The sequence below is a fragment of the Paenibacillus liaoningensis genome (assembly GCF_059609455.1).
Genome location: NZ_JCAALU010000014.1, coordinates 58,286 through 76,008, shown reverse-complemented (window position 1 = coordinate 76,008; position 17,723 = coordinate 58,286). Strand labels below are relative to the sequence as shown.

Sequence of the window (17,723 nt, the reverse complement as noted above, 5' to 3'; positions counted from 1 at the left end):
ACCCATCATTCTTTCAAGGAGCCCAGCATAGAGCCTTTCACAAAATATTTTTGCAAATAAGGATATACGAGAACAATCGGGATCGTCGCGAATAAAATTGTAGCCGCTTTCAACGTTGTCGTATTAAAATCGTAGTCACCCAAAACCAGATTGACTGCGGCAAGCTCCTCCGGAGAGGTCAAATAAGCGCGAAGCTTCGTTTGCAGCGGCCATTTCTCCGGATCGCGGATGAACAGCACCGCCCGCTGAAAGGTATTCCAATAGCCTACCGCATAAAACAGGCTTACGGTGGCAATTACCGGCTTCGAGAGCGGCAAATAAATTCGGAATAAGATGCCGGCCTCATTACAGCCGTCGATCCGTGCGGAATCATCAAGCTCTTTCGGAATACCTGTAAAGAAGGTACGAATAATAATCATGTTGAACGTACCGATCACCCCTGGCAAAATGAGCGACCATAGCGAGTTCATCATACCCAGCTCGCGCACCGTTAGAAAGAACGGGATCATCGGCGCATTGAAGATCATGGTAATGATAATACCGAGCATGATCGGCTTACGGATAAGAAATTGCTTATGCGATAACGGGTAAGCCGTCAGCACCGAGAATAGCATGCTCAGCAAAGTTCCAGCTACCGTTATATAAACGGTTATACCGAACGATCTCCACAGTCCAGTGTTCTGCAAAATATGTGACCAGGATGCCGTCGTGAATTCAACGGGGAACAGAAACACCTGCTTGGAATCCGCCGCGATCGGCGAGCTGAAGGAGACGGCCAGCAGTTGAAGGAGCGGAAGCAGCATCGTGGCAGCCGCAGCGATTAGAAACGCGTAATTGAAAAACTGGAATAATTGATCTCCTGTAGTCTTTCTCATCACCACAACCCCTGTTCTGTTTTTCGAGCCATGCGGTTAAATATCCACAATAACACGAATCCGATGACCGACTGGAATAATCCGATCGCTGTCGTGACGCTGTACTGCCCTTGCAGCACGCCTGCCCGGTATACGTACGTCTCGATGATATCACCGACCGAATACGTCATCGGCGTCAATAAATTATAAATCTGATCAAAGCCAAGCTCCAAAAAATTCCCAATATTCAATAGGAACAGTACCAGTATCGTCGGGAACATGGTAGGCAGCGTAATATGGATCGTCTGCTTCCACCGGTTTGCCCCGTCCATCACAGCCGCTTCATATAAGCTTGGATTAATGCCTGCAATCGCGGCCAAGTAGATAATCGTTCCCCAGCCCACATCCTTCCAAATGCCGGAGATAACGACGATAGCTCGAAAATATCGCTGCTCCTGCATGAACAGAATCGTTTCCTGCCCGAACCATCCGCGAAGCATATTGAAGACGCCCTGACTGGACAGCAATTCGAATACGATGCCCCCAACGACGACCCAGGATAGAAAGTGCGGGAGATAAAATAAACTTTGCATGACCCGTTTGGCAAGCATCAGCCTGACTTCATTAAAGAGAAGAGCTAAAATAATCGGTGCCGGGAATCCAAAAACAAGTTGATAAAAGGCGATTGTCGCCGTATTCCTTAATACTAAATAGAAGTCTTCATACGTGAAAATAAATTTGAAGTTGTCGAGCCCAACCCACGAGCTGGACAGGATGCCTTTGAAAATCTGATAATCTTGAAACGCGATCACGCTGCCGGCCAGCGGTAAATATTTAAATACGAGATAATAGATGATGCCAGGCAGTATCATGACGTAAAGCATCCAATACTTTCGCATATTAACGAGATAACGATTCTCCATCAAGTTGAATCCTCCAGTCAATACGCGAGTGGAGCCAGGCTCCAAATGATCCTGCGTATTTGCCATCGTGAACCTCCTTCGCTTCTTGTAACGCCATCTTACCTGTTCAAGTGAAGTTTAAACAATTGATCAATTCAACATGGCACACACAAATCCGCGATCTCGCCCCAATTGGACGAATAGCGCACTCAGACCGCGATAGGTTGATGAACAATTGCGGCTGCCCCACCGTTCAGATGCGCTTCCTCCGGCATGAAAAAAAGCCGCAGCAGCAAGGCTTCAGCGGATTTGTTGATGCTGTGGCGGATTGGTTTGTTGACGCCTTGCGACAATTCCTCATCGTCCCTATGCTTGCTGGACTCAAAGAAGACTGCCGAGATTTTCTCAGCAGTCTTCGCGGATAGACAGCTATCCCTATCCTTTTTTTCTGGCTTGTTTAACGGTTTAAAGCGGGAATTTGCTGTAGTTGAATGATTTGTAAATGGCGAATCTTAATCATAGATCACCTTAAATATTTCAGTGTACCCTCAAAAAAGCTTTATGCCCTCCGAATAGTTTTAGTTGTTGCACACACTACATACTCACGGAGGTAATAAAATGAAAAAATCAGTAATTTTGGCTGGTGTAGTCTCACTTAGCCTAATGGCAACCACTGCTTTTGCCGCACCTGGAAATCAAGGCAAAAACGAAGCAACTATTAAAGTCGAAGCAAAAGGTGCTACTGTGAGCGATTCCGTTTACGGCGACGGAAAGAACGATGGCTCGAAAGGTCTTCAAAATGCGTATGGCAACGTCAAAGATAAACCCGCAGGCGATCGAATTGCCGAGCTGCTTAAAACAAAATATAACATTGATGTGAATGCTGATACTAGTTTAGCTACACTGGTCAATACATTGGAGAAGGATGGAGAACTAAAAGCTGCAGAAGAAGTGCAAGCCGAGGTTGTCTCGCAGGATCCTACCAATATTGAAGAATATAAGAAACTTAGTAAGATAAAAATAAAGCTCGGCAAAAAAAGTGTAAAGGTTTATGTAAATGGCAAAACGCTAAGTACTGAAGTATCTCCCGTTGTTGAGAGCGGACGCACGTTTGTTCCGTTTCGCGCAATCTCCGAGTCGCTGGACGCCGTAGTTACTTATGATAATGTTTCGAAAACGGTGACCGTTACGCGTGACGGTATCGTGGTCAAACTGACGCTAGGCAGTAAAATCGCTACGATTAATGGGAAAGCCGTTACGCTTGACGTTGCCGGTAAAGTTAAAAGCAACAGAGTTTTTGTACCACTAAGGTTTCTTAGCGAAGCACTGAACACCAATGTAACATGGGATAAAGAAACCTCCAGCGCAATTATCATCGATAAAAATACGGAAGCTTGATTATCTAAGCCCTTTAGCTGATTAGTAACCTTTTCAGGAGCCTTATATTCATGTACGAAACGAATCATGGAGTGCCTATGCATCTCTCTTTCGTACGAGAACCAGCGCGACTCCATTCTTAGAGTTACCCCCAAACTCCCGCTGCAGAGTTGCAACCAAACAAAGGATATGTTAAAATTCACTAAACTTAACGATAGGAGCTGAAGAGGATAATGTAGACTTTCTTGCTGAACGTTTGAAGAATAAAACATCATGTTTTGTTCTTTGCGTGCAAGAAAGTTACTTATTCTTTTCACTCAAATATATAGGCTTATTTGGCCCGTAATGGGCTAAATTTGCTGTATTTTTTTGAGCTACAAGAAGGGTAACTTTCTTGTAGCTCTTTTTATTTTTTCAAAAGGGGGAATTTGTCATGTCCTTAATTAAAGTGACGAATCTTACATTTGCCTATGAAGGCAGCTACGATAACATCTTCGATCAGGTTAGCTTTCAAATCGATACCGACTGGAAACTGGGCTTTACGGGAAGGAATGGCCGGGGAAAAACGACCTTTCTTCATTTGCTGCTCGGCAACTATGAATACAATGGCACTATTTCTGCCGATGTCAGCTTTGAATATTTTCCATTCCCTATCGAAAATAAGGAAAATAATACGGTGGATATCATCGACCACATATGCCCGGACTATCAGCATTGGGAGCTCCTGCGCGAGCTTTCCCTGCTCAAGGTGTCGGAGGACGTTTTATACAGGCCCTTCGACACTTTATCGAACGGCGAACAAACGAAAGTGCAGCTAGCTGCCCTGTTTCTAAAGGAAAACAGCTTTCTGCTCATCGATGAGCCGACGAACCATCTGGACATCCATGCCAGAAAGCTGGTCAGCGATTATTTGAAAGCCAAGAACGGCTTTATTCTCGTATCCCATGACCGGGCATTTCTTGACAACTGCGTGGACCATATTCTGTCGATCAACAAAACCAGCATTGAAATTCAGAGGGGACATTTTTCCGATTGGTGGGAAAACAAACAACGTCAGGACCACTTTGAGATGGCCGAGAACGAGAAGCTGCGCAAGGACGTCAAGCGGCTGAACGAAGCGGCAAAACGAACGAGCAGTTGGTCGCATGAGGTGGAAAAAACGAAAAATGGCACCCGTAATTCTGGCTCCAAGGTCGATAAAGGATACATCGGGCACAAGGCCGCGAAAATGATGAAGCGGTCCAAATCGCTTGAGCACAGGCAGCAATCGGCGATCGACGAAAAATCCCAGCTTCTGAAAAATGTTGAAAGCTCGGAAAGCCTTAAAATTTCGCAATTGGCTTATCACAAGTCCCAGCTAATTGAGCTGGATCACGTCTCGATTCAGTACGGCGAGAAGACGGTTTGCCGCGACGTCAGCTTCACAATCGAGCAAGGTGATCGCATTGCGCTTACTGGCCCGAACGGCTCCGGAAAATCAAGTCTCCTTAAGCTGATTTATGGCGAGGAAATCCCCTTCTCCGGGACGCTCCGCAAAGGAAGCCAGTTGAAAATTTCCTATGTATCGCAGGACACTGCGCATTTGCGAGGCCATTTGTCAGCTTACGCCGAAAGCCAAGGAATCGACGAGAGCTTGTTCAAAGCGATTTTAAGGAAGCTTGATTTTTCTCGTGTCCAATTCGATAAGGACATAGCCTCCTTCAGCGGCGGCCAAAAGAAGAAGGTACTGATTGCAAAAAGCCTTTGCGAGCCCGCTCACCTGTACATTTGGGATGAACCGCTCAATTTTATTGACATCATTTCCCGGATGCAGATCGAGGAACTGCTGCAGGAGCATTCGCCGACCATCCTTTTTGTAGAGCATGACAGCGAGTTTTGCAAGCATGTTGCAACGAAGGTCGTGGAATTGAACGGCTAGCCAAGCTGGAACAGATCCTGCTGCTTGGTGTTAGGCTGATGCTGGCTCGGCTCTAAAGAAAAAAATCTTCCCCTATTGGTTAGACAACTAAAAAAGCCAGCTCAGTCAGCGCGTGCCGATACTCAATCGGTGCGCGCTGGTTGAGTTAGCCTTGTTGTTGCAAATGGCAGTATCTTTTGCACACCTACAGCTTTCGTGCTGTAAAATCGGCCGACTTTGCCATGGACCAGCTCTAGGCAATTGAGCTGTCCTCCAAAGGAACAACCACCGTCAATACCTATTTTGTCTCCGCCCAGCCAGATCTCACAGGAACCGTGAATATCCTTTGTAATCGTATGGCCAAAGACAACAACCTTTTCCATACGGGTTTTGTTCCTGTAAAACTCCTCCTTGATATAAAGCAAGTCATGAACATTCTGCTCAGATAATTGGGATACTGAAGGATTTAAACCTGCATGCACATAGATGTAATCATTATCTTCGTAAAGGCAAGGAAGATTTTTCAGAAAGTCCATATGAGAAGAAAGCTCCCCCATAATCACGTCTCTAACTTCCTTCAAATGATCTAAACCATTGCTTTTGGTGGTCTTACCGTAACTTTGTAAAGTTTCGCTGCCGCCTTTTTCAAAAAATGTAATGATTTCTTTTTCACTCGCCTGATTTTCTATCACCCTAACAAAACGATGGTCATGGTTGCCTTGTAATGCAATTGCCCCCTGCTCTTGGACTAAATGCATGACTAGGTCAACTACCTTTTTGCTTTCTGGCCCTCTGCTTACATAATCCCCCAGAAGAATCAATCTATCGTTTACTGAATGATAATCGACTTTTTCCAAGAGTTCTATAAACTCGCGGTAACAACCATGAATATCGCTGATTACCAATGTTCGATCAACATTCATAAGTTTTCTCCCTTATACGAATGGTTAGATTTCACCAAAGCGATCCATTTAAATTTGGATATATTATCCTGTATAGGATAACACGTAAAACCTTTCTCAAAAACATCACTAAATATAGGGTTTACTTTGAAAATTGAAGAACTTGTTACGACACTGGCTGGCTCCCACAAGCTCGTCCATCCGTCAAGAGCTTGTGGGAGCCAGCCAGTGCATCCATATATTTATTCTCCTTCGTTGTCTGCATGCCTACAACGAAGGAGTTTTTAATTTTAGGAAAATCACTGAGCCAGCTAACCGGAAAAATAGTTATTTAACCGTTGCTCTGCGAGCCGGAGTAATACTTTGGGGATTTCTAAACACATTTTTAGGGTCATATTTAGCTTTTATTCTCCGCAGTCTAGGATAGTTCGCTCCATAGTATACCGGCCCGGAATTTTTTATTCCTTGGTCAGGAACGTTTATATAGGACCCTACGATATAAGGCTGCAGCTTCCGGCGTGTCCTGCGAACGATGGCGATATTTTTAGCGGCTTCCGATTTCTTGATCCATGAACTGTTCCACTCGACATAGAACTTCGCTTTACGCCAGTAAAATGCCGTTGATCGAGGCGCTTTACGGCTTACAGCCCCGCCCCAGTTGAGGAAAAAGAATCCCGCGAACTCCCCCTCTACGTTTTCCAAAAATTTGCGCATGGACCTTATCGCCTTATCAGGGAACGGTTTCCTTCCGAAACCAGAAGAGAATTGATTACTGTACCTTTGCGTCAGCACTGGATCGGGAGGCAATAAAAACTTCACGGCTTCCGTGTACGGCAACAACCGGATGATGGTGCTCGTTGGCGTTCCGACGCTCGTAACGGGCTTTAATAGGCGGATGGCCTCCGTTTTTGATCCGAGGAATAGGCCTTCCATGGAGACATTGCCGCCCTTTTTCGGGCCGATCGATAATTCGCTGCCTAGCTTGTTATTGACGAAAGGCGCCCATTTTTGCCAGGCTTTGAGTACCGCTTCGAATTGATGCCATGGCCAGGTGATCCGATATACGGTCGCCTTAGCTGGCGCGCGATGTACTTTAAATTTGTATTTGGTGTATACGCCAAAGTTGCCGCCTCCGCCCCCGCGGGAAGCCCATAGCAGATCTGAATTGCACTTTTTGTTGGCACGAATAATTCTGCCCTTCGCGTCAACCATTTCGAGTTCGAGAAGATTATCGCTGATAAGGCCAATCGACCTTTGGAGCGGCCCGATTCCCCCACCGAGTGTGATTCCGCCAATGCCAACGGAAGGGCTGTCGCCAAAAGGAGCTATAAAGCCTTGCCGTGCAAGCGTGTTTGCGATTCTTCCCACTCTATTGCCCGTCTGGACAACAGCCGTTCCACATTTTTTATTTAATTTAATTTTCTTCATGTCGCTTACATCAATGACAATTCCTCCGTTGACCTGTGAAAGATTGACTTCAAGAGAATGTCTGCCACTTCTTGGACGAATGGGTACCTTATTCTCACGGGCCCATTTTATCGCATTGGCCACATCTCGTGTTCTTTGAGCAAAAACAAACACTTTAGGAAATTTGTCCGTATGGGGATCCCAATTTTTACGTGCCGCTTCATAACCCGTATCGCCTTTAAAAATAACGCGCCCGGTAAGCTTCGTTTTTGATCTCAATAACCGCATCTCCCTTTGAGTAGATGATTAACACTGCTATCCAACATAAGGCACCGTATATCGTATGAAGGACATTCGCATAGGGAATGGGCTAATATACTGAAATAAATTCACTCGGAAAAAGGCCTGGAATCCCCCTATCTAGTCTGGAAATACAATCGGTAACGGCATACCAGATTCGTTAAATTTACCAGCGATAATACAGCAAGCCATATCATTAGAGATGACATGGTGGTCCATAATCCAATCCAAGGCAGAACACGCCCAGCACCAATAAATGCAGCTAGCTGGGGCAGGGATAGAAGAATCAAGACAGGCAGCAGCCTCCCGACCGATGAAATAATCAATTTCCCAGCTGTTAAACTCTTCTTGCGCCTATTGATTCGGCTGATTGCATAGCCTCCCCAAAGGGCCGTTCCAATTACCAGCAGCACCATAACCGCCTCCATGGTTCTGCTGTTAAAGACAGAAGCTTCAGCTTTCTCACCCTTAATAATCCGTGCAATCCCGTCGACAAAAGCGGAGTAGTTAACAAAAGCATTTAAACCCGAATCAAACATAACCGTGATGCCAAGCTGTTGATCCAAATCTATCGTTTCTTCTGCTTTATACGTCCAAAAAATTCCGCTATGGGAAATCGTTCGGCCCCCAAGCTCATCTTCTTCTGCAAGCCACCCCATTCCATAAGGGCCGCTCTGCCCAGCTGTATGGAATTGCTTCATAAGCTCCGGTGCAAGAAGACGGGAATGATATTGAGCGAGCATCCATTTTGCCATGTCTTCTGCAGTTGAAACAATGCCGGCAGGACCGTCAATAAACCAAGAGGGCTCAGCCTTGCTTACTGGATAGCCAAACAATAGATAATGCCCCCGCGGTATGGCAGGATTCTCAATGAGTTGCCGTGTGCTGCTGACGTTGAAGGTATGACTCATCCCCAAGGGATCAAACACATTTTCTTTCAAATAAACAGAGAAGCTTTGTCCGCTTACTTTCTCCACAAGCAGGGCTAAATACTGATAATTAGGATTGTGGTAGCTAAAGGTTTTTCCTGGATCGTTGGCAAGCTTAACCGTGATTAATGATCTATTTATCTCTTCCAACGACTGATATTGAGGGAAGCGGGTCATGTCGGGCTCTACTTTGTCAGTAAGACCGCTTGTCTGATTCAGCAAATGCCGGATCGTAATGTCCCGGACACGCTCATCCTCTGGCAAAAGGTCCGGAAAGTAGGATGCGTATGGCGCGTCAAGCTCGATGAGTCCTTGTTCCACCAGCTGCAGAACGGCCAGCGCCGTAAAAGACTTGCTTAATGAGGCGATGGGAAAGGGGGTACTGCCGGTTATAGCCGGACCATCTGAAAACTCACCATAACCTCGTGTATAAAACACATCTTCGTTATGGGTTATGGCAAGCGATATACCCGAAATATGATTGTTTTTCATGTTTTTTATAACATAGTCATCCATTTTTCGGAGTATTTCTTCCTTATTTCGGGCTTCAATAGCGGAAGCTGGTGCAGCAAAGATTGACAGGGTCATCAGCAAGCAGCCCAAGCATAATAATAATTTCTTTTGCAAGACTAACATTTCAGCACTCCTTATTCCTGTGATAAGGAAATGCTAATGCATAATTTTCAACTATTTATCAACTCTGCAAAGAAACTTGCCATTACTTTTCCGCCACCGTCTGATCCATTTTCTACATGCAGACCTCCCTCATGCTTTTCACACAATACTTTACAAATATATAGTCCCAATCCATGATGCGCATGAGCATCCCCAATCTCTCCGCGATAAAAAGGAAGCTTAGCCTTCTGAAGTGCCTCATCGGAAAAACCAGTGCCGTCATCCGTAACCGTGATGGTGAAAAAGCCCCTGCAGAAGCGATAATGCACTTTTACACGGCTGGAAGCATAGCGCGCTGCATTAGCCAGCAAATTCTCAAAAACCTGCATGACCAAGTCGCTATCGACAGCTATTTTGTTCGAATCCACAGCAATGGACGAGTCGAACGACTTAGCATACTGTCCGGCAATTTGTCTGGCGCTCTCATTCAGTAAGGAGGTTAGATGATGCATATCTGTCTCACGGCTATTTACCGGCATATCCTCCAACCTCTGAATCGAATTCATCGCTTCCGTGTAGTTTTCAAGACGAACAATATGAACCTTCATCGTTTGAACCATCTCCAGAAGCTTTTCCTCGGATATCTTTTTTTCGGGCAAATAGGTGGTCAGAAAATCGGAATAGCCTTTTAGGACAGAAAGCGGCGTTCTCAGGTCATGGGCAAAAATAGCGTTGAGTTGTTGGCGTTCCTCTGCCGATCGCCAAAGAGCTTTATAATTTCTCTCCAATTGGCCGCGCATGTTTTCAAATACTCGGCAGAGCTCGCCCATCTCATCCTTGCTATCATAAGAAAGATGAAACCCCAAATCGTTTGCCGAAATTTTCTCCGATGCCTTCATCAGCATTCCAAGCGGCTCTTTCAGTTTCCATCTATAGAAGAGGATAGCCATCAAAACTATTCCTGCGGCAACCGTTAGCAGGACCATCGTAACGAGAGAAGGCAGCACCCAACCAATTACAGAGGAATCGTCAGCATACCGCAGCCGGATTCTTTCCGCCCATTCAAACTCCAAGGTGATGACGGCCATCACCGTGATTAACGTAAGGCAGCACAAAAAGATGAAAGACTGCAGCAAGGTCATATTTTTCAGTTGCAGCCAGCCTATGATTTTTGCCATTTGTAACCTACTCCCCAGACGGTAGCTATCGTGTTTTCACAGCCATGCTCTTTTAATTTAAAACGAATTCGCCGGATATGTTCTGCTATCACGCTGCTGTTGCCTTCATTGCCAAATCCCCATATTTTCTCAAAAATACGCTCTTTATCAAATACCATGCCGGGATTCATCGATAAAAGCTCTATAATATCAAACTCTTTTTTGGCCAGGGAAATTTGTACTCCATGAAAATAAAGCGTACGAGCCGAATAATCAATGACCAAATTTTCACTCAGCATAATCGATGTTTTATTTTGCGTTCGTATTTCCCTGCGTAAATGCGCCTCTACCCTTGCGCCCAATTCATGAATGCTGAACGGCTTGACAATATAATCATCTCCCCCTGCCTGAAAACCTGCTATTTTATCGGCCTCCTCGACGCGAGCGGTTAAAAATAAAATGGGACAGGACACAAAACTTCGGATTTTTCGGCATAATTCAAAACCATTCAGCTCAGGCATATTGATATCCAGCAAAACAAGGTCCGGTTGACTTTCCATTCGCTGCAACGCCTCCGAGCCGTTCTCCGCGGTCATAACGAAATATCCATTCATTTCAAAATAATCCGTCAGCAGCTTTCGAAGATCGGCTTCATCATCGATTATCAGAATTTTTTTCATTGGTTTTCCCTACTTCCTCATTTCAAATCAGCTATTTTCAGCATAGCAAAAAAGGCTTGGAATCCCAAGCGTGGTTAATGCCCTATTGATCAATAGACTAGAAAAGCACCTAGCGGGATAACCAGCAATGAGCCGCTCTCCCTAGGTGCTTGCCTTTCATTTGGGTGCATCTCTTATCCAACAAGTCCTGTCCGCTCAATACTTTCGACAAAATAGCGCTGCACAAACAAATAAAGAATAATTAGCGGCAAAATCGCGAGCAGAATTCCCGTATCCTGTACCATGCTTAAGTAAAACGGGTCAGCTTTCGAGGATGCGCCGTCTTGAAGAAAGATGGATAAATTATAAGGCAAAGAAGCCAATTGGGTAGACATCACTTTGCTTGACGTCAAGTAGGTTGTCGTAAAGAAGCTGTCGTTCCACTGCCATACGAACGAGAACAGCAACACGGTCACAATTGCCGGCAGCGCATTAGGCAGCATAATGCGTAAAAACGTCTGCCCGACACCTGCACCATCCATATAAGCGGCCTCCTCCACCTCCTTGGGCACCCCTCTGAAAAATTGGCGAAAAATAAAAATATACAGCCCTGCTCTCAAGGAATTGGCCGTTATGGAGGTTAAAATAAACGGCCAATACGTGTTCAGCAAATTCACAGATTTTCCGGTCAATAAAGGAATCAAGCCCATCAGGGTAAAGTCCTTCAAGTTTAAATACACGGGAATAAGTATGGTGGTAGGCGGAACCATGATCGTTAGAATGACGCCTCCAAAAAGCAGCTTGCTCCCTTTAAACTTAAGTCTTGCAAAAGCATAGCCCGCGAGCGCACAGGAGGCAGCCGTCAGGACGGTCGTTGTCGACGACAGCGCAAACGTGTTCAGCAGCGTCTGCCAATAATCCATAATGGCGATCGCCTGTTTTATATTATCCAGCGAATAATTTTGTGGAATCCATATCACAATCGGTGAGTATAGATCTGTCTTGGATTTTATCGCTGTAGAAATCTTTTGAAGAATGGGATAAAGAATAACGAAGGATAATCCTGCGATTAAAGTTAAACGAACGAACGACCACAGCCACCGCTTCCAGCTTTCTAGCGATAATAATCGGTCCATTATCAAGGCATTCACGCTCCTTTTAGTCTTGGTAGAACACCCTTTTAGATACAAAATACGAGCTGATCAGCAAAATAATCATGATTGCCAGAAAATAGAGCCATGCCATCGCTGAGCTGAGGCCAAAGTTAAAGGTGCTAAAGCCTGTCTCCCGAATCAATTCCGTCATGTCATTCCTTGAGAACGAATCGATAATCGTATAGATCATATTGACGAGAATGAGCGGGCTGACCATCGGAAACGTAATCTTCCAAAATGCTTCATAGCCGGTAGCTCCCTCCATCTTGGACGCCTCATATAACTGAGGAGATATCGTCTGGATGCCCGCTAGAAAGATCAAAAGCTGCACGCCCGATTGACTTACAATCTGGTAAATACGGTCGACTGCCCCTGTAAGATACAAGACAATGTCTTCATTAACTCCCGCATCAAGCATTAATCCGGCCAGCTCATAAGCGCCAAAGGCATTGATGATGCTGGAGCCCGCATTTTGATCATTGACAGCTTGAATCAAGCTTGTGCTCTCAAGCGTCATAATAACCCCCGAGGCCAAAATGACAGGCAGAAAAAAGATCGACCTTGCAACGGCTCTGCCGAAAAATTTCTGATTCAGCAATACAGCTAAAAACAAACTGAATATAACGATCAACGGTACATTTACGACCATATCCACAATCGCTTCCGTCAATATGCGATTAAAGCTCGTATTGATCGTCAAAGCCTCCACAAAGTTTGAAAATCCGATATATTGGATGCTCAGGCCCTCCGAGTTAGCCGTTATAGAACTAAAGCTGTAGCGTAAGGAGGAGACCATCGGAATAAAAAAGAAAAAAACAAATCCAAGCAGCCAGGGCAGTACAAAAATAAAACCTAAAAAAGCCTTCTGCTGCGCATAAGTCTGCTGCTTCAACCCGAGCTTCGTTATAAGCTTCAAGAGCGCTCACCACCCGTAATATAGCTCTCGGCTTCTACCGTCCTGCCTTCAACCGTCACTTGAGTGCGGTTATAGTTCACAATCACATATATTCCATTCTCATAAACCGTCTTAAATACGCCTTCATCCAGCTTTTCATGCGCGGTAATCCGCTCGTTTCGAACGCTCCTCAGAACCGCATTCACTTCTTGATAGATCTCTGAGGCTTTATCGATCCATAGCTTGTAATTGACGGCGTAGAGGTGATTGTATTCACTATCCTTCACCTTATCGTTCGGCTCGTAAATCCATTCGAAATAAACGCCCGCTCCATATTCCAAATTTTTCAGTACATATTGCTTTTCATTCGTATAAGTAGAAAGATTATACGGTGCCCCCGCGTATTCGATAAATCCACGAATGACCATCTGATAGAAAGGAATTTCTTCATCCTCAAGCTTAAATCCGCTGCCGGACAACGGTGCATTCGTAATATCGGTCAAATAAGGCAGCGCATAGGCGTTTCCGCCGTTAGCCATCACCTTCAAATTTTCATCCCGAATTTTGTCCAGTGCTTCGCCCGATATGGCTTCGGACACCGTTCGATCCATTTGCTTGTTTTTACGGAAATCACTATTTAATTGATCGGCCAAATCCTGCAGCGAGAGGCCTCCAGTCTGCAAATCACGAATGCCTTTGAGCAAGGAATCCGTATAGCCTACTACGAGCCGTGGGGATATGACATAGGACGGCGATTTGGTTATATCACGTCGATTCAGTGCCAGATCAAGCGGATAAAGCATAGCAGGAACCTCTCTTAGCGTTCTTGAAGCATCATCCGACTCATCGAACCCTTCTCCTGTAAGCGCAGTCAAAATGGCAACCTCCGGGAACAAAGAAATCCCTTTGCTCTGGGCAAACGAAACCAATTCCTGCAATCCCTTGCTCCCCCCAATCTCCTTATCGACCCTAACATGGTCCGGGACTTTATGATCGAGACCTTCATTGAACCAGCCCGAATACTTGAGCTTAATATCGCTTATCTCACGCTGCTGCAGCTGCTCGACAATGGTTTGTGCTTGCTCGAATGTCGTAAGCGGTTCAAGTGCCTGATAGGGAATGCCCACGAAGTGCTTCTGCTTGGATATGCTTCCAACTAGCTGCAAATAGAAGGGAGTATCCACTGTCGTATCGTCTGCTTCGTGCTTAAGCAATCCATTATTTTTCTCCAAATATTGCTGATAATAACGAGCCATTCCTTGGTAAGAAGCTTGCTTGCCACTTAGAAATGCATAGCGGATCGTATAATCGCTTTTCATCGGGTTTTCTTGAAACCTCGGGAGAGAACGCTGCTGCCCATTCCCATCCAGGCTTACTGTGCCCTTATTGATCACATAGAAATTCGGATAGACATAGTTGTAGCTGTTCAACCTGCCTCCAATGTCCGCATGGATGGTAGCAACAGATGCGCCCTCCTCAATGATCCCGAGAAAAGCTCCGCCCTCCCGAATAATTCCAAACACAGGGAGCCTCACCTTCTGTTCTCTAGCTGCATTCTCGGTTCTGTCTATCGTTTGATCCGCCCCATAGACAAGCTGCTGATAGGCCGGATATTTGGTTTTTCCATTGTTAAAGTGGATAAGTGCGCCTGAGCCGTCTGGAACGAACATCGAGCCGTTCTCATCCGTCCCACCTGCGCCAAAAAAGCTGAGAAGTGAAATCGTGTTTACGGGATATTCATCGGGATAGCGAATGCTGGAAACGGGAATTTTGGCAACTAGGCTATCCGCATCCAGCGTATATTCAATCGATGCTTGAAAAATGCGCGCGGCGGGCTTCTCCTGCGTAAATTGAAGCGCGGCCATGTCCTCCTGCAGCTCCGCTTCCGTATAACCCGATTGTTCCATTGCAGTGAGCGCCCGCTCTAATTGAAGCCCATTCAATGCGCTGTCATTTCTTGTATATACCGCTTTTTCCGTTTCCTCTGTATAAGCGATGAGCAAGGCTCTTTTTCCTGCTTTCTCCAGCTTGCCCGACAATTCCTCGAAACGAGCCTTGCTTAACATTTGGGGTAAATCTTCTGCCGTTTTTGCGGTCGTACCAAATTGATAAGACACGCTGATCCCACTTGGAATCTCTGTGACATTAATCTGTTTATGGGCGACACTGTCTGTGTAGGAATTAATAGAGTTGATCTGACCAAAGCTGTTATAAAAATCAATCTTTATTTGAGAGGACAATAGATCCTTGTTTACTCCCGTAGCAAGCGAATCCGAGCCTCGATCAAGCGGATTGCTGTTCCATATTTCACCCGTTTGTTTGATAAGAACGGCTATCGCCCCAGTCTGATCATCTACGAATAGCCGCAGTTGGTCGTTTTCAGCTACTCCCTTCATACCGGCGATACGAGAGTCCGTGAAAGCAGCGCTCAAGGCCTTCCCCTGCGAAAATACCGGCAAAGCCTGCCCCTCTTCCTCCCTATGATTGCCAGATGGCGTATCGGAGCAGCCTGCAAGGATAATCCCGACCAGGAAGCATGCGATCAACAGGGCATTTTTGGCTATATTCATCTCTATGCCTCCTCCCTTAACTTCTCAAAACCATTTCTTGATAAATAACCGATATAAAAGCCAGCATCTGCTGAATTAAACTAAAGAACAGTAAGCTTAAGAAGGCCATGAATCCCATAGCTGCAATAGTCAAAATGATGGTCCCAATCGTCTTGGACGGCGTATATTGATGAACCGTCATATTGCCGACAAAGAGCAGAAACATACACCATATCATGGCGATGCTGCTGGAAAATTGATAAAACGTCGTCTCCTGCAGCGAAATTAAATTACTCAACCAGATCCATGGAAAATGAACAATAACGAGCGGAATTAAAGCAAAGCATGTTGAAGTAAAGATGTCGACAAATTTCCCTTCCCCATCCATTAACGTCGTCAGCGACCAATTGGCCACACACCAAAACAATACGGGAACAACGACATACAAAATCTCCATAAAGCTGTTCATTCCATTTGGGTTAACGAGATTGACCACAAACCCGCTGTACTGGCTCTGCATAATATTGGTCAAGGCCAGCAAAAACAGAATCACAAAAGAAATGACGATGTTCGCCTTTTGGCTGCGGTCATATTTCAACTCCCAATAGCCATTAAAGGGATGCAAAATGAGATAGAAAGGGTACTTATACAGCTCACTGTTCAATGGAGGCAACCTGACGTCCCCCTTTCTTTTTTCGATACTTTTTCATAAGCAAGGCAACTAACACAAGTCCAAGAATACCCGTCATAATCGCAGTAAAATGCTCTCGAAGCACTTGTTTGCGATAGAGCAGAAATGCCTTCGAATATCCTCGTTGATCCATGCTTTGTTTAAAATATTTCATGGCCTCGCCATAATCTCCCTGGCGAATCAGTGCTTTGCCAATTCCTGCATAAGCGAATTCCAGATTTGCATTCATGTTGATCGTCTGTTGAAACAACGTAAAGGCCTGCTCTTCATCGCCTTTATAATAACTCCTGACCGCTTCATTCAATGTGCGGCCGTATTCCGTCGATTGAAATACCGTGATTTCACCAAGCGCCTTATCCAATATGAGGTAATCATCACCAACGCGCTCAATCGCCACGGGTGTATGGAATTCACCCAATTGATTGCCCAGCCCACCGAAAACATACATGAAGTGTCCGTCACCATTGTAAGTGAAGATTCGGCCTCTGTTGGCATCCAAAATGGCGTACATCTCGCTGTCAGCGACATCGATATCGACCAATCGGGTAGGGCCATCAGCCGTCATGAAACGAATGTCTCCTTCCGGAGGAAAATAACCTTCCTCCCTTAAAATGTCGCTCCCCTGCGCATTCAATTTTCTGACGTTGTTTTGCGATTGACTATTTGTCGCGTAAAGAAAGCCTTCATCGTTAATATCCAAATTCGAAAATTCCGTTGGCGTGAACATCACCATTTGGCTCCGCTGCGCTTGGGTGGACAGCATTTTCCAGAAATACTCGACTGGGCTGAAAAACACCCGGTTTGCGCCGATAAACGATGTGAATTCGCCATTCGCATTAAACTCCATAAACCCGTCAAATACCCCAGCTGCCATCACATAAATTCGCTGCGCCTTATCCACGACAACTCTAATAGGTTCAAATTTGAAACCATCTTGCAGCAGCTCGGACTTCGGCGCTTCGATAACCTTCACCAGCTTGTCGTCCTGATCAAGATGAACCACCCTTTGATTTCCCGTATCAGCAACGAACACCTGCTTCTCATCCGTTACGAATAGACCTTGCGGGTTCTGGAACGTTTCCTCTTTGCCCTCATGGACGTATGAAGTAATCATTCGCACCAGCTCAAATTGCTGATTCAAAATGACGACACGATGATTGCCTGTGTCGAGCAAATAAATCTGCTTATCAGCCGTAACGTGCAAATCGCTCGGTTCCTTTAACGGTCCAATTCCCATGCTCTCGCCGTTCCATAAGCTTGTTGCTTTGTAGGCCGCAGGAGCGGCTACCGTATTGCCCCAAAATGAATAATTGTAAGAACCCGCATCCTCCGCCGCCTTGGCCATCGATCCTCCGATGCCCATGCTTATCAGGCAGCACAGGGCAATGAAAAGGTATACCTTCGTCTTTAATCTGCCTTTCAACATCCTGCACGA

Annotated in this window: 15 protein-coding genes; 2 read left to right on the top strand and 13 right to left on the bottom strand. The window is 45.5% G+C overall.

All coding sequences use genetic code 11. The annotated features are described in order from the left end of the window. Window positions 1-5: 5 nt before the first annotated feature. The 3 genes from AC6B99_RS21785 to AC6B99_RS21775 all read right to left on the bottom strand — a co-directional run bounded on the left by AC6B99_RS21785 (window position 6) and on the right by AC6B99_RS21775 (window position 2,109). On the bottom strand, window positions 6-875 hold the full coding sequence (locus AC6B99_RS21785; RefSeq protein ID WP_056029131.1) for a carbohydrate ABC transporter permease: 870 nt from the start codon (window positions 873-875) through the stop codon (window positions 6-8). Continuing rightward, window positions 875-1,777, bottom strand: coding sequence for an ABC transporter permease (locus AC6B99_RS21780; protein WP_056032702.1), 903 nt, complete (start codon window positions 1,775-1,777; stop codon window positions 875-877). Before AC6B99_RS21780 ends, AC6B99_RS21785 begins: the two co-directional genes overlap by 1 nt. A gap of 188 nt (window positions 1,778-1,965) precedes the next feature. After that, on the bottom strand, window positions 1,966-2,109 hold the full coding sequence (locus tag AC6B99_RS21775) for a hypothetical protein (protein WP_155972725.1): 144 nt from the start codon (window positions 2,107-2,109) through the stop codon (window positions 1,966-1,968). Between the two features lie 265 nt (window positions 2,110-2,374). On the opposite strand from AC6B99_RS21775, the gene AC6B99_RS21770 reads away from it, so the two are divergent. After that, window positions 2,375-3,154, top strand: a complete 780-nt coding sequence (locus AC6B99_RS21770) for a stalk domain-containing protein (protein ID WP_494877999.1) — start codon at window positions 2,375-2,377, stop codon at window positions 3,152-3,154. A gap of 412 nt (window positions 3,155-3,566) precedes the next feature. Next, window positions 3,567-5,051, top strand: a complete 1,485-nt coding sequence (locus AC6B99_RS21765; RefSeq protein ID WP_496664232.1) for an Lsa family ABC-F type ribosomal protection protein — start codon at window positions 3,567-3,569, stop codon at window positions 5,049-5,051. Between the two features lie 122 nt (window positions 5,052-5,173). On the opposite strand, the gene AC6B99_RS21760 is transcribed toward AC6B99_RS21765, so the two are convergent. From AC6B99_RS21760 to AC6B99_RS21715, 10 genes are all read right to left on the bottom strand, one after another. Then, a complete protein-coding gene (locus AC6B99_RS21760) occupies window positions 5,174-5,953 on the bottom strand; it encodes a metallophosphoesterase family protein (RefSeq protein WP_063892459.1) in 780 nt (259 codons plus the stop codon). A gap of 306 nt (window positions 5,954-6,259) precedes the next feature. After that, the gene (locus AC6B99_RS21755) at window positions 6,260-7,618 is read right to left on the bottom strand and encodes an FAD-binding oxidoreductase (RefSeq protein ID WP_155972728.1); all 1,359 of its coding nucleotides are present in this window, start codon (window positions 7,616-7,618) and stop codon (window positions 6,260-6,262) included. A gap of 137 nt (window positions 7,619-7,755) precedes the next feature. Then, window positions 7,756-9,204, bottom strand: coding sequence for a serine hydrolase domain-containing protein (locus AC6B99_RS21750; RefSeq protein WP_496664231.1), 1,449 nt, complete (start codon window positions 9,202-9,204; stop codon window positions 7,756-7,758). A gap of 47 nt (window positions 9,205-9,251) precedes the next feature. Beyond that, on the bottom strand, window positions 9,252-10,361 hold the full coding sequence (locus AC6B99_RS21745) for a sensor histidine kinase (protein ID WP_496664230.1): 1,110 nt from the start codon (window positions 10,359-10,361) through the stop codon (window positions 9,252-9,254). After that, the gene (locus AC6B99_RS21740; RefSeq protein ID WP_496664229.1) at window positions 10,346-11,020 is read right to left on the bottom strand and encodes a response regulator transcription factor; all 675 of its coding nucleotides are present in this window, start codon (window positions 11,018-11,020) and stop codon (window positions 10,346-10,348) included. The genes AC6B99_RS21745 and AC6B99_RS21740 overlap by 16 nt, the downstream gene beginning before the upstream one ends. Window positions 11,021-11,193: 173 nt before the next feature. Further along, entirely contained in the window at window positions 11,194-12,135 is a 942-nt protein-coding gene (locus AC6B99_RS21735; RefSeq protein WP_494858799.1) for an ABC transporter permease subunit, read from the bottom strand. Window positions 12,136-12,157: 22 nt separating this feature from the next. After that, window positions 12,158-13,069: a carbohydrate ABC transporter permease gene (locus tag AC6B99_RS21730; protein WP_496664228.1), complete on the bottom strand. Its 912-nt coding sequence runs from the start codon at window positions 13,067-13,069 to the stop codon at window positions 12,158-12,160. Then, on the bottom strand, window positions 13,066-15,618 hold the full coding sequence (locus AC6B99_RS21725) for a DUF5696 domain-containing protein (protein WP_496664227.1): 2,553 nt from the start codon (window positions 15,616-15,618) through the stop codon (window positions 13,066-13,068). Before AC6B99_RS21725 ends, AC6B99_RS21730 begins: the two co-directional genes overlap by 4 nt. A 16-nt stretch (window positions 15,619-15,634) precedes the next feature. Further along, entirely contained in the window at window positions 15,635-16,270 is a 636-nt protein-coding gene (locus tag AC6B99_RS21720; RefSeq protein ID WP_155972734.1) for a YIP1 family protein, read from the bottom strand. Further along, complete coding sequence (locus AC6B99_RS21715; RefSeq protein ID WP_056029159.1) at window positions 16,251-17,714, bottom strand: NHL repeat-containing protein; 1,464 nt, start codon at window positions 17,712-17,714, stop codon at window positions 16,251-16,253. The genes AC6B99_RS21720 and AC6B99_RS21715 overlap by 20 nt, the downstream gene beginning before the upstream one ends. Between the last annotated feature and the right edge of the window lie 9 nt (window positions 17,715-17,723).